General features: G+C 44.2%; 14 protein-coding genes. 13 read left to right on the forward strand and 1 reads right to left on the reverse strand.

The annotated features are described in order from the left end of the window. The 13 genes from AB4180_RS00330 to AB4180_RS00390 form a co-directional block, all read left to right on the forward strand. A partial coding sequence (locus AB4180_RS00330) for a chemotaxis protein CheW (protein WP_372081736.1) occupies nt 1-1,033 on the forward strand: 1,033 nt, incomplete at its 5' end. Between the two features lie 70 nt (nt 1,034-1,103). Further along, a complete protein-coding gene (locus tag AB4180_RS00335; RefSeq protein WP_009848530.1) occupies nt 1,104-1,598 on the forward strand; it encodes a chemotaxis protein CheW in 495 nt (164 codons plus the stop codon). Beyond that, on the forward strand, nt 1,598-2,110 hold the full coding sequence (locus tag AB4180_RS00340; RefSeq protein ID WP_102249256.1) for a DUF2802 domain-containing protein: 513 nt from the start codon (nt 1,598-1,600) through the stop codon (nt 2,108-2,110). The genes AB4180_RS00335 and AB4180_RS00340 overlap by 1 nt, the downstream gene beginning before the upstream one ends. 278 nt (nt 2,111-2,388) lie before the next feature. Beyond that, nucleotides 2,389-3,006, forward strand: a complete 618-nt coding sequence (ccmA, locus tag AB4180_RS00345; protein ID WP_102249257.1) for a cytochrome c biogenesis heme-transporting ATPase CcmA — start codon at nt 2,389-2,391, stop codon at nt 3,004-3,006. Nucleotide 3,007: 1 nt separating this feature from the next. Beyond that, on the forward strand, nt 3,008-3,676 hold the full coding sequence (gene ccmB, locus AB4180_RS00350) for a heme exporter protein CcmB (RefSeq protein WP_009848527.1): 669 nt from the start codon (nt 3,008-3,010) through the stop codon (nt 3,674-3,676). A 174-nt stretch (nt 3,677-3,850) separates the two neighbouring features. After that, the gene (locus AB4180_RS00355; RefSeq protein ID WP_009848526.1) at nt 3,851-4,591 is read left to right on the forward strand and encodes a heme ABC transporter permease; all 741 of its coding nucleotides are present in this window, start codon (nt 3,851-3,853) and stop codon (nt 4,589-4,591) included. Between the two features lie 14 nt (nt 4,592-4,605). Continuing rightward, nucleotides 4,606-4,812, forward strand: a complete 207-nt coding sequence (gene ccmD, locus AB4180_RS00360; protein ID WP_009848525.1) for a heme exporter protein CcmD — start codon at nt 4,606-4,608, stop codon at nt 4,810-4,812. After that, a complete protein-coding gene (gene ccmE, locus AB4180_RS00365) occupies nt 4,809-5,291 on the forward strand; it encodes a cytochrome c maturation protein CcmE (RefSeq protein WP_009848524.1) in 483 nt (160 codons plus the stop codon). The genes ccmD and ccmE overlap by 4 nt, the downstream gene beginning before the upstream one ends. Continuing rightward, nucleotides 5,288-7,258 carry a heme lyase CcmF/NrfE family subunit gene (locus AB4180_RS00370; protein ID WP_102249258.1) on the forward strand — a complete coding sequence of 657 codons (1,971 nt, stop codon included), beginning with the start codon at nt 5,288-5,290 and terminating at the stop codon, nt 7,256-7,258. The genes ccmE and AB4180_RS00370 overlap by 4 nt, the downstream gene beginning before the upstream one ends. Before the next feature lie 5 nt (nt 7,259-7,263). Next, nucleotides 7,264-7,815, forward strand: a complete 552-nt coding sequence (locus AB4180_RS00375) for a DsbE family thiol:disulfide interchange protein (RefSeq protein WP_102249259.1) — start codon at nt 7,264-7,266, stop codon at nt 7,813-7,815. Further along, nucleotides 7,812-8,300 (forward strand): cytochrome c-type biogenesis protein, encoded by a 489-nt coding sequence (locus AB4180_RS00380; RefSeq protein WP_009848521.1) that lies wholly within the window; start codon nt 7,812-7,814, stop codon nt 8,298-8,300. The genes AB4180_RS00375 and AB4180_RS00380 overlap by 4 nt, the downstream gene beginning before the upstream one ends. Next, nucleotides 8,300-9,520 (forward strand): c-type cytochrome biogenesis protein CcmI, encoded by a 1,221-nt coding sequence (gene ccmI / locus AB4180_RS00385; RefSeq protein WP_102249260.1) that lies wholly within the window; start codon nt 8,300-8,302, stop codon nt 9,518-9,520. Before AB4180_RS00380 ends, ccmI begins: the two co-directional genes overlap by 1 nt. 118 nt (nt 9,521-9,638) lie before the next feature. Continuing rightward, nucleotides 9,639-10,424: a VacJ family lipoprotein gene (locus tag AB4180_RS00390; RefSeq protein ID WP_009848519.1), complete on the forward strand. Its 786-nt coding sequence runs from the start codon at nt 9,639-9,641 to the stop codon at nt 10,422-10,424. A 114-nt stretch (nt 10,425-10,538) separates the two neighbouring features. Here the strand turns inward: AB4180_RS00390 and AB4180_RS00395 are convergent, their stop codons facing one another. Beyond that, nucleotides 10,539-11,813 (reverse strand): outer membrane protein transport protein, encoded by a 1,275-nt coding sequence (locus AB4180_RS00395; protein WP_102249261.1) that lies wholly within the window; start codon nt 11,811-11,813, stop codon nt 10,539-10,541. Nucleotides 11,814-12,097 lie beyond the last annotated feature (284 nt).

Consider the following 12,097-nt stretch of genomic DNA (forward strand, 5'->3'; position numbering starts at 1 on the left):
GTCTAGCGACGAATCACAAACTAAAGAGCCAGAGCCAGAGCCAGAGCCAGAGCCAGAGCCAGAGCCAGAGCCAGAGCCAGAGCCAGAGCCAGAGCCAGAGCCAGAGCCAGAGCCAGAGCCAGAGCCACAATTGACGACTAGTCATTATTCAAGCTACGCCGAAATACGCGCTGCAGAATTTGAAGTGCCGAATCTTGAGGATGTTCAGAAACTTCTGAGTCGTTTAGAAGCGACTAATGTTGTCGATGAGCTGAATCTAGATGAGTTGATGGATCGGAACACACAGCAAATTGCTCAGCAGGCAGACATGCAAATGTTTGACGCTGCAGTAGAGTCTGTTCAAGTGTCTGTAGATCCTGAAATTCAAGATTGGGATCTTCCAGAACCTGATTTATCAATTGCTGTAGAGCCACCTGTTGAATCGCAGCAAATTGAAGAGTTACAAGCTGAATCGCTGGAGACGGAGCAAGTAGAAGTTAAGGCTACTGAACCCGATCTTGAATCTCCTCAAATTGAGCCATTTACCGAACTTGAAACTCAAGCTGGTGGAGCCGGTCAGTTTACATCATGGGAAACGACGGCTAGAACTGAAGATTTTCAAGTGCTGTATTTTGATGTGAACGGTGTGACGTTTGCTGTGCCACTTGATGAGCTCGGGGGTATTCATCGCCTTGAAGAGTTAAGTCATATTATTGGCAAACCTGCTTGGTATTTGGGGTTGCAAACTAATCGAGATAGTAAGCTAGACGTGGTTGATACCGCCAAATGGGTGATGCCTGAAAAGCTATTATGTGATGATTATAAAGATAATTATCAATATATAGTCATGCTTGGCGAAAGCTTATGGGGGCTTGCGAGCACAGAGCTTAAAGGTACCGAACTGCTTAATACAGATAAAGTACGCTGGCGAGAAACGGCAGGGAAACGGCCATGGCTCGCTGGTATGGTAAAAGAAAAAATGTGTGCTTTGATCCATGTTGAAGCATTAACCGCCATGCTAAATGCAGGGCTAGACGTAAAAGCATTGGGCTAGTACTACGATTGGTACAATATAAGCATCAAGTTAACAACAGTGGTCGGTAACGACGGCAAGAGGATTATCTATGTCTCATATGAGTGAAGTTGAAGTAAGAAAAGATCAAACAAATGATGAAGTACTTCAATGGGTGACATTTCAACTAGAAGAAGAAACTTACGGCATCAATGTAATGCAAGTACGTGAAGTATTGCGTTACAGCGAGATTGCTCCAGTACCGGGTGCTCCAGACTACGTTTTAGGTATTATCAACCTGCGTGGTAACGTTGTTACTGTTATTGACACTCGTTCTCGTTTTGGTTTGATGCAAGGTGAAATCACAGATAACACACGCATTATCGTTATTGAGTCTGAGCGTCAAGTTATTGGCATTTTAGTAGATAGTGTTGCTGAAGTTGTTTACCTGCGTTCTTCTGAGATCGACACGACACCAAGTGTTGGTACTGATGAAAGTGCTAAGTTCATCCAAGGTGTTAGTAACCGTGATGGCAAGCTTCTTATCTTAGTCGATCTGAACAAGCTGTTAAGTGAAGACGAATGGGATGAGATGGCTCACCTGTAATGTTTGAAGCGCTTCCTTTAAACCCTATTGCTCTGATAGTCGGAGTTGGGGTTTTTACGTTATTCATCGTGATTTTGATTAGCAAAGTAAAAAGTGCAATTCAAAAGCAGATCGATACGTCACGCCTGCAAGTTCGTAACTTGGATAAAGAGCTTCAAAAATCGAGTAAGCAATTACTTGAAGTTCGCTCTGTTGTGGTTGGCCTTGGTCAGAAAGTGACGGAACAGCAAGATCTGATAAAACACTTGAATGAACGTATTGTTGAGTTGGAACATGCGGACACCGATGGGCGTTTGTATACACGTGCAACTAAAATGGTTCAGCTTGGGGCTGGGATAAACGAACTGATCGAAGAGTGTGAATTACCTAAGGCAGAAGCTGAGCTGATGATGTCTCTGCAGAATAAGCTCGCAGGTAAGGAAAAAATCCCTTCGTTAAGAAGTAATCCTTCATCGTATGATGAACAACCTGCATCCTCTCGTGATCGTAGAGACCCGACTCGACATCGTTAAATTTAGCGCTTACTGCGTAATGTGCAATTGATGTTCATCACGCACACCTCTTAAAAGAAGCTTCGGCTTCTTTTTTTGTGCCTGTTATACCTATATAGAACGATGTTTATAAGTGTTTGTATCTAATGCAATATCTTGTTTGTTGATGAAAATGTGTAAATTGTGATGCGGTGGTAACAGTTTCTTACGGAGTTTGTTCTTTCGAAAACGCCTAGTCCTGTTTTGTCACCTTATTGGTGTGCTACTATAGCCCTCTCATTACTCGACTAAATTTACCTATGCTAGAAGTCTCAAATTTAACTGCTATTCGTGACGACAGGGTTCTGTTTGAATCGTTGTCTTTTCAATTGAAACCCGGCGAACTGGTTCAAGTTGAAGGTCGTAACGGTACTGGGAAAACGACACTCCTTAGGATTATCTCTGGGCTAGGCGACCGCGATGACGGCACTATCTCTTGGGATGGTGAATCTATTGAGTCGAATCGAGATATGTATCACCAAAATTTGCTTTTTCTTGGTCACCAGACTGGCGTGAAACGCGAGCTCAGTGCCTATGAAAATCTGAGCTTCTATCAATCGATTCACAGCAGTGGAACGAGTAAGGAAGAACTTTACAATGCATTGGCTCAAGTGGGGCTTGCTGGTAGAGAAGACGTACCAGCAGGGCAACTTTCAGCGGGGCAACAGCGCCGTGTGGCATTGGCTCGTCTTTGGTTGAGTAAGCAAATGTTATGGATTCTAGACGAACCGCTGACTGCAATAGACAAGCAGGGTGTTAAGGTTTTGGAGTCTCTTTTTTCTCAGCATGCAGATAACGGTGGCATTGTGTTATTAACCACACACCAAGATATGTTTGCTGATAGCCCGAAACTAAGAAAAATAAAGTTGGGTGAGTAATATGATCTCTTCAATGACAACGATCATCCGACGTGAGCTATTGATCGCATTTCGTCGCCAAGCCGATATCTTTAACCCTCTGTGGTTTTTTATTATTGTCATCACCCTTTTCCCATTGAGTATCGGCCCTGAACCAAACCTACTTGCACGTATTGCTGCAGGTATTGTTTGGGTAGCGGCTTTGCTTTCTGCATTGCTCTCTTTAGAGCGTTTGTTTCGTGATGATTTTCAAGATGGCGCGCTTGAGCAGATGATGTTGATGCCCATCCCGTTGCAGTTGGTAGTCTTGTCCAAGGTCATAGCGCACTGGTTATTGACAGGGTTACCATTAATTTTGATCAGTCCGTTGTTGGCGGTACTGCTGTCCTTGGATTTCGATACTTGGTTATCGGTAGTCTTAACGTTATCGGTCGGTACGCCTGCATTAAGCTTTATTGGTGCGATTGGTGTGGCTTTAACGGTTGGGTTACAAAAAGGTGGTGTGCTGTTAAGTCTGCTTATTTTGCCGTTGTATATCCCAATTCTTATATTTGCTACATCAGCGATTGATGCCGCAGCGTTAGGCGTTGCGTATAACGGACAATTAGCGGTGTTAGGGGCAATGTTAATGGGCGCGATGACGCTCACCCCATTTGCCATCAGTGCAGCACTGAGAGTGAGTGTTAACTAGTTAATTACCTGGTTAAGATTAACTACGCACTCACTAGCACTTTGCATGTTCAAAGTGAACTATTTAAAGCCTTCAAACTCCTAGAGTCACTGAAAGAAGCTGTAAGCCAAATAAATTATAATAATTATAGCTGTGATAGCTGTAAGCAATATGAAGTAAGAGTGAGATTACAACATGTGGAAATGGCTCCATCCCTACGCCAAAGCAGAAACCTCTTATCAGCTTGCTGGTAAACTTCTGCCATGGTTTTCGATCCTAGCGCTATTGTGTCTATCCGCCGGTACTGTATGGGGGCTTGCATTTGCCCCTTCTGATTACCAGCAAGGCGATAGCTTCCGAATTATCTATATCCATGTTCCGTCTGCAATTTGGTCTATGGGTGTATACATGTCGATGGCAATTGCCGCCTTTATCGGTTTGGTATGGCAGGTAAGGCTGTCAGACATGGCTGCGTTGGCTATGGCGCCTATCGGTGCTGTATTTACCTTTATTGCGTTACTAACTGGCGCTGTTTGGGGTAAACCAATGTGGGGTGCTTGGTGGGTTTGGGATGCACGTTTAACCTCAGAGCTGATTCTTCTATTCCTATATTTAGGTGTTATTGCACTGCACCATGCGTTTGACGACCAAAAAACCGCAGCAAAAGCAGCCGGTATTTTGGCCATCGTTGGTGTCATCAACCTACCTATCATTCACTTTTCAGTAGAGTGGTGGAACACACTCCACCAAGGCGCAACAATTACTAAGTTTGATAAGCCTTCTATTTCAAGTGACATGCTATGGCCGCTTCTTCTTAACATCTTCGGTTTTGCCTTTTTCTTTGGTGCCGTGACTATGGTTCGTTTTAGAAACGAAATCATCAGTAAAGAGAGTCACCGTCCATGGGTTCGCAAGCTAGCGGCTAATAAAGCGTAGTAGGGTAGGTAATTATGTATTTTGAATCTCTGAGTGATTTCTTTGCCATGGGTGGCTACGCCTCATATGTATGGAGTGCATTTGGAATCACATTCCTCGCGATGATCATTTTACTGGTCGTAAGCGTTCGTCGTGGTAAGCAATTATTAAATGAAGTACAAGCTAAGATTGACCGTCAAGCTCGTATTGATGCAGCAAAAAATATGGAGAACACTCTATGAACCCAAGACGCAAAAAGAGGCTAGGCATTATCTTAGCGATCTTTTTTGGTATCAGTGCAACTGTTGGATTGATGGTTTATGCACTTAACCAGAACATGGATCTGTTCTATACACCAACCGAGCTCGTCAACGGCAAAGATGGTAAAAAACCTGAAGTGGGTCAACGCTTACGTATTGGTGGCATGGTTGTAGTCGGCTCTGTAAGCCGTGACAATGAATCATTGCGTGTTAGCTTCGATTTGGCTGATGTAGGCCCTAAAGTGACGATTCTATATGATGGCATCCTTCCTGATCTTTTCCGTGAAGGCCAAGGTATTGTTGCTCAAGGTGTCCTTAAGGATGCAACGACAATTGAAGCGTTTGAGGTGTTGGCAAAGCACGATGAAGAATATATGCCTTCTGAAGTTGCTGAAGCAATGAAGAAAACTCATGAGCCTTTGCAATACACGACTGAACAAAAAGAAGGAAATGCTCAATGATAGCCGAGATCGGCCATTTTGCGATGATCCTGTCTTTGGGACTTGCACTGCTGCTAAGCGTGCTCCCACTGTATGGAGCCGCTCGAAATAACACATTATTGATGAACAGTGCACGACCGCTGTCGTGGGGTATGTTCGGATTCCTAGCGATTTCGTTCTTTATCTTGTGTTACGCGTTCTACACAAATGATTTTACGATTCAATACGTAGCAAGTAACTCGAATAGCCAACTACCTTGGTACTACCGAATTACCGCGGTTTGGGGGGCTCATGAAGGCTCACTACTGCTTTGGGTTCTAATCCAAGCGGGTTGGACGGTAGCAGTTGCAACGTTTAGTCGTGGTATGCCTCAAGAGTCTGTGGCTCGCGTACTGGCGATTATGGGTTTAATTACTGTCGGCTTCTTGCTGTTCATTATCGTAACGTCTAACCCGTTTTTACGTACATTGCCTTTCTTCCCTGTTGATGGCCGTGACTTGAACCCACTACTGCAAGATCCGGGTTTGATTATTCACCCGCCAATGCTTTACATGGGTTATGTAGGTTTCTCGGTAGCGTTCTCTTTTGCAATCGCTTCTCTAATGAGCGGTCGTTTAGATACGGCATGGGCTCGTTGGTCTCGTCCTTGGACAATCGCTGCTTGGTTATTCCTAACAGTAGGTATCGCACTTGGTTCATGGTGGGCTTACTACGAACTTGGCTGGGGTGGCTGGTGGTTCTGGGATCCAGTAGAAAACGCTTCATTCATGCCTTGGTTAGCTGGTACTGCTCTAATGCACTCACTAGCGGTAACCGAAAAGCGTGGCACATTTAAAGCTTGGACAGTCTTGCTGGCTATCTCTGCATTCTCACTAAGCTTACTAGGTACATTCTTAGTTCGTTCGGGCATCTTGGTATCGGTTCACGCATTCGCGTCGGATCCTGCCCGTGGTATGTTTATTCTAGGTTTCTTAGTGTTCGTTATCGGTGGTTCACTGTTGTTGTTTGCTGTTAAAGGCGCATCGGTTCGTGTACGTGGTAACTTCGATTTGGTTTCTCGTGAAAACGCGCTACTCGGCAACAACATCCTATTGATTGCTGCACTTGTGGTTGTGTTAGTTGGTACCTTGCTGCCATTAGTTCATAAACAGTTAGGCTTGGGCTCGGTATCTATCGGTGCACCATTCTTTGATATGTTGTTCTTCTGGTTAATGATCCCGTTCTCGTTCCTATTAGGTATCGGTCCACTGATCCGTTGGAAACGTGACAACCTATCTAAGCTCGTTAAACCTATGCTGATCTCAGGTGTATTCTCACTGGGCTTAAGTGCGCTAATGGTTACGATGCTGGCTGACCGTTTCAGCGGTACCGCTTTTGCTGGTTGGGTAATGGCATTCTGGATTATCTTCATGCATGGCTTTGAGCTTCATGAACGTGCGACACACCGTCATACATTCCTGAAAGGCCTGACTAAACTACCTCGTAGCCACTGGGCGATGATGTGTGGTCACATTGGTTTGGCCGTGACAGTGATTGGTATAGCGATGGTGCAAAACTACAGCATCGAACGTGACGTACGCTTAGCACCAGGTGAAAGCTACCAACTTGAAGAGTACAGCTTCCTGTTTACAGGAGTTCGTGACAAAGATGGCCCTAACTACGATGGTTACATTGCTGACTTTGAAATTACCAAAGAAGGCAAATACATCAACACGCTTCACGCTGAAAAACGTTTTTACACAACCGCTAAGTCGATGATGACAGAAGCGGCGATTGATCGTGGCGTAACGCGCGACCTTTACATCGCAATGGGTGAGCGTTTAGACGACAATAAATCTTGGGCTGTGCGTATCTACTACAAACCATTTGTACGTTGGATCTGGGCTGGTTCTCTGATTATGTCGATTGGTGGTGTTATTGCTATCAGTGACCGTCGTTACCGCTTCCGTAAGCCAACGAAAAAGTCTACTAAAGAGCAGGAGGCTTAATTCGAATGAACAAGAAGATTTTATTCATTCCATTGATTGCGTTCATGGTTCTAGTTGGAATCTTTGCGACTCAATTGATGCGTAACCAGTCGGGTGATGACCCGACTAAACTTGAATCGGTATTGATTGGTAAGCCAGTACCTGAGTTCGGTTTAGAAGACTTAGAGCAACCGGGTAAGTTCCATGATCAAGCTATCTTTAAAGGTGAGCCACTGCTTCTAAATGTGTGGGCGACTTGGTGTCCTACTTGTTATGCAGAGCACTCTTACTTGAATAAGTTAGCGGGTCAAGGCGTTAAGATTATTGGCCTTAACTACAAAGATGATCGCAATAAAGCGGTAGGTTGGTTAAAAGAGCTGGGCAATCCATACTTGATCAGCCTGTTCGATGGTAACGGCATGCTAGGTCTTGACCTTGGTGTGTATGGCGCTCCAGAGACTTTCCTCATTGATGCTAACGGCGTAGTTCGTTATCGCCATGTTGGTGACGTGAACCCAACTAACTGGGCATCGACGCTTGAGCCGATGTACCAAGAGTTGTTGGAGGAAGCGAAATGATTAAGAAGACACTGATTGCTCTATTCGCTACATTTGCTATTTCGGCGACTGTTTCTGCTGCGCCTATCGAATTTCATGAATTTGATACCGTTGATCAAGAGCAGCAGTTCAAAGAGCTAAGCAACACGCTGCGTTGCCCTAAATGTCAGAACAACACCATTGGTGATTCGAACGCAGAGCTTGCGGTTGATTTACGCCAAAAAGTGTATGAAATGACAAAAGATGGCAAGTCGAAGCAAGACATCATTGATTACATGATTGCTCGCTACGGTAACTTTGTTACTTACAACCCACCACTCACATTAGCCACATCAATCCTTTGGGTTGGTCCGTTTGCGGTAGTCGTGTTTGGTTTCGGTTTGATCATTTTACGAAGCCGAAAGTCAAAGTCGAAAGCAGTAGAGTCAGATAAAGACTGGGATGCAGACAAAGAAGCTCGTTTAAAAGCGTTACTCGATGAAGAGAACGACGGAGATAAGAAGTAATGACTCTATTTTGGATTTCTACCATTATCCTTTCGCTAGCAGCTATTTTCTTAATTGTTCTGCCCTTCATAAATAAGAAGGCGAACAATGATGAAATGCTTCGCGACGAGTTGAACAAAGCATTCTATAAAGATCGTCTCGTTGAGCTCGAAGTAGAAGCAGAAGAAGGCCTTGTTGATAACCAACAAGAGCTGATCGCTGATTTGAAACAGTCTCTACTTGATGATGTACCTGCGCAGAAAGAGATGAAGAAGACCCAAATCTCAACATTGGGCGTCGTAGTACCATCTATTGTCCTAGTCGTGGTTGTTACATATGGTATGTACTTTCAGTTTGGTGCTCTGGATAAAGTCCAACACTGGCAAGAAGTGAGTTCAAACCTTCCTGAGTTGTCTAAAAAGCTAATGTCATCGGAAGGTGGTGCATTAACGGATGATGAACTAGAAGATTTGACTCTGGCACTTCGTACTCGTCTGCACTATCAACCAAAAGATTCGACAGGTTGGTTACTATTAGGTCGTATTGCATTGGCTAACCGCGACGCGGAAACTGCGAAAGATTCGATGCAAAGAGCTTACAAGCTTGAGCCAAAGAATGAAGATGTTCAGCTAGGTTATGCACAAGCATTGATGCTTTCACCTGATGATGCGGATCAAAACCAAGCTCGTTTAATTTTGAGCCGTTTGATTCAAAACGACTATGTTGATCTTCGTGTGTTCTCGTTGCTAGCGTTTGATGCGTTTGAGCGTCAAGACTACCCAGGTGCTGTTAAGTACTGGAGCATCATGCAACAGATGATTGGTCCACAAGACAGTCGCTATGAAATGTTGTCGCGCAGTATTGAAAGTGCACAGAAGAAAATGGGCAATGCTATGGGCGTTGACCAAGGTAAAACTGTTGCTGTAACGCTTGAGTTATCTGGTGATGTGAATGCTGCCCCTAGTTCAGTGTTAGTTGTATCAGTGCACAGAGCAGACGGCTCACCAATGCCGATTGCTGCGGCTCGTTATCCGCTAGGAACTTTCCCTCGTACTGTCGTTCTTGATGATGGCAACAGCATGTTGGAAGGACAGAAACTGTCCAGCCTTGAAACTCTAATGGTTAGAGCTAGGCTTGATACAGATGGTAACGTTTCAACTCGAGACGGTGATTGGTTCGGTGAAAGTGAAGTGGTTGAACTGGGTGCCCCAGTTACCATTGATATCAATAAGCAATATTAATCATTACTTTGCATAGGCGTTAGCTATTCCGATTTATTAAAAAACGGTATAGACTTACGCAACCAATTGAGGCCAGCGATTGCTGGCCTTTTTTATTATTCCTTATGGAAAAGGTGATATGTCTATCAGTGTTTTAAGACTTTCGAGTTTACTCTTCATCGCAAGCTTAACGGTAGGTTGTTCGAGCGTACCAGATGAAAGCAATGGCGGTGATAACCTCGAAACCTCTGAATATGTCGAAGAGTCCCATCCGAACGACCCTTTTGAAGGTTTCAACCGGGCGATGTGGGATATCAACTACGAGTATCTCGATCCTTATTTGGTTCGACCTGTTTCTCTTGCCTATGTTGACTATACCCCTGTACCAATTCGCTCTGGTATTTCCAATTTTTTAGCCAACTTAGATGAGCCATCAAGTATGCTCAACAATCTCATTATGGGGAATGGTGGGAAAGCGCTCGATCATTTCAATCGTTTTTGGATTAACTCTACCTTTGGTCTTCTTGGTCTGATTGATATTGCTAGCGAAGCGGGGATCACCAAATATGACGAAAAGTCGTTTTCTGATGCGATTGGTCATTATGGGGTAGGGAATGGACCGTATTTTATGCTGCCGGGATATGGCCCTGTGACGACTCGACAAGTTACAGAGCAAGTGGATAGCTTATACGTACCTTTGTCTCTGTTTACCTTCTGGGCAAAGTTAGGGAAGTGGGCCTTTGAAGGTATGGAAACACGTGCTCAGTTGGCCTCGCAAGAAGCCTTATTAGATGACTCTCCAGATCCATATGCTTTGACTCGTGATATTTACATCCAACGTCAAGATTTTAAAGCTGAGATCGAGCCAGAAGAGGTTGATCTTGAGGAAGAAGATTTCATTGATGAGTATCTCGAAGATTACTAAATACAAAGCTTAAATAAGCAGATAAGAGAAAGGCTCGATGTTAATTCAACATCGAGCCTTTTTAATGCTGTCTACTTTTCTACCTTTCGGTAAGTAGATAATTAGGTAACTAGCCTAGAAGCGGTAGTTGGCTTGGATACCGACTAACCAGATGCTGCCTGTCACTTCGCCTTCGAAGCTACCACCAAAGTAATCTGCTTTTGGATCTTTTTCATGCATTTTCGCGTCTTTCGCTAGAATGTAAGTGAAGCCAGCATCCAGAGTTAGCTGATCTGACCATTGGTAGCCCGCACCAATACTTAACCAAGTGCGGTCTGTTTCTGGGATCGTCGCAGTACGGTGCTCTTCGCTTACCGCTGAAGTATCGTAGGCAATACCAGAACGCAGTGCTAGTTTAGGGGTCATTTGGTAAGTCGTACCGATTGCAAAACGGTAGTTGTCTTCCCAGTTCTCTTGCTTGATCTCTACGCTTTTTTCGCCAGGGAAATCAGCAACAAGCTCTTTAAAGCTGCTCCAGTTCGTCCAGTTAATACTTGCGTGAACCGCTACAGTGTCTGTCAGCTGGTGGAAGCTAGCAAGTTCAGCTGTTGCCGGAAGAGCGAGGTCCATTGAACCACTTTTGTGTGCTTCTGGTTTTGTTGGGTTGAAACCAAAGCCTTTTGCATAGCCTTCTAAAGTCAGGTCAACTTCTGATTTGTAGGTAAAGCCAAGGCGGTTGTCTTCATTAATGTCCCAAGCGGTACCAACTTGCCAACCCCATGCCGTGTCATCACCTTCCATGTATTTCAAAGAGGTACCAGACTTCACTGGAATAAGAGAGTTTTTAGTTGATACTGCACCAAAGCTACCTTCAGCCATGATGTAACGTACGCCACCACCAATAGAAACACTCTCTAGTACCTGGTATGCAGCGTTCAAGTTCAGCTCCATAGTAGTCACACTTGCTTCGTTACCATGGTTTGCACCACCAAAGTCTTTACCCAGGTCCGTTGCCATACCGTAGTTTGTGCCTGCAGCAAAACCCAACGCAAATTTGTCATTGTACTTATGAGAAGCATAAAAATTTGGAATAAAAGCACTGTGCGCGAAGTCACTAGAGTTAGATGTTGTTTTTCCGCGAGGAGTTGTAGAAGTCCCTTCAATATCAATATTTGGGTCAACGTAGATACCACCCACAGAAACCTGTGTGCCTTCTAGGTAAGTCAGCATAGCAGGGTTACGCCATTGCGCGTCTGCACCGTCAGCCATTGCTGCTTCACCAGCGTAAGCACGGCCTAAACCTGTTGCTGAGTATTCTGCTAGTTGAAAACCTGCCGCGTTAGTTACGGTAGAAGTCGAAAGTAATCCAACTGCCACTGCAGAAGATAGAAGAGTTTTATTTATTTTCATTATTATGTTCACTGAATCATAAGTATTTAGTGGCGTGATTCTACTTTTAGAGTTATTACTTTAAAAATGAAATTCGAATAAAACAGTGTTTTAGGGATTAAATGAGCAAATGTGTTTAATTATTAGAGAAATCATCTAAATGTTTCGGCTGTGTTGCGAAGTTTGAGCGTACACCTGTAGCTGTATATTTGCTCTGCAGGCTACAGTTGTAAGCTTAAATTTAGGTTGGTCAGTGGTTTAGGAAAACAAAAAAGGGTCGCACAATGCGACCCTTTGGGATTATA

Source organism: Vibrio sp. 10N.286.49.C3 (assembly GCF_041469545.1).
Taxonomy (GTDB): domain Bacteria; phylum Pseudomonadota; class Gammaproteobacteria; order Enterobacterales; family Vibrionaceae; genus Vibrio; species Vibrio tasmaniensis_A.

Bases quoted from the DNA above. Each gene is read 5' to 3' on its own strand.
- AB4180_RS00335 (WP_009848530.1), top strand. From the start codon at position 1,104: ATGTCTCATATGAGTGAAGTTGAAGTAAGAAAAGATCAAACAAATGAT.
- AB4180_RS00340 (WP_102249256.1), top strand. From the start codon at position 1,598: ATGTTTGAAGCGCTTCCTTTAAACCCTATTGCTCTGATAGTCGGAGTT.
- ccmA (WP_102249257.1), top strand. From the start codon at position 2,389: ATGCTAGAAGTCTCAAATTTAACTGCTATTCGTGACGACAGGGTTCTG.
- ccmB (WP_009848527.1), top strand. From the start codon at position 3,008: ATGATCTCTTCAATGACAACGATCATCCGACGTGAGCTATTGATCGCA.
- AB4180_RS00355 (WP_009848526.1), top strand. From the start codon at position 3,851: ATGTGGAAATGGCTCCATCCCTACGCCAAAGCAGAAACCTCTTATCAG.
- ccmD (WP_009848525.1), top strand. From the start codon at position 4,606: ATGTATTTTGAATCTCTGAGTGATTTCTTTGCCATGGGTGGCTACGCC.
- ccmE (WP_009848524.1), top strand. From the start codon at position 4,809: ATGAACCCAAGACGCAAAAAGAGGCTAGGCATTATCTTAGCGATCTTT.
- AB4180_RS00370 (WP_102249258.1), top strand. From the start codon at position 5,288: ATGATAGCCGAGATCGGCCATTTTGCGATGATCCTGTCTTTGGGACTT.
- AB4180_RS00375 (WP_102249259.1), top strand. From the start codon at position 7,264: ATGAACAAGAAGATTTTATTCATTCCATTGATTGCGTTCATGGTTCTA.
- AB4180_RS00380 (WP_009848521.1), top strand. From the start codon at position 7,812: ATGATTAAGAAGACACTGATTGCTCTATTCGCTACATTTGCTATTTCG.
- ccmI (WP_102249260.1), top strand. From the start codon at position 8,300: ATGACTCTATTTTGGATTTCTACCATTATCCTTTCGCTAGCAGCTATT.
- AB4180_RS00390 (WP_009848519.1), top strand. From the start codon at position 9,639: ATGTCTATCAGTGTTTTAAGACTTTCGAGTTTACTCTTCATCGCAAGC.
- AB4180_RS00395 (WP_102249261.1), bottom strand. From the start codon at position 11,813: ATGAAAATAAATAAAACTCTTCTATCTTCTGCAGTGGCAGTTGGATTA.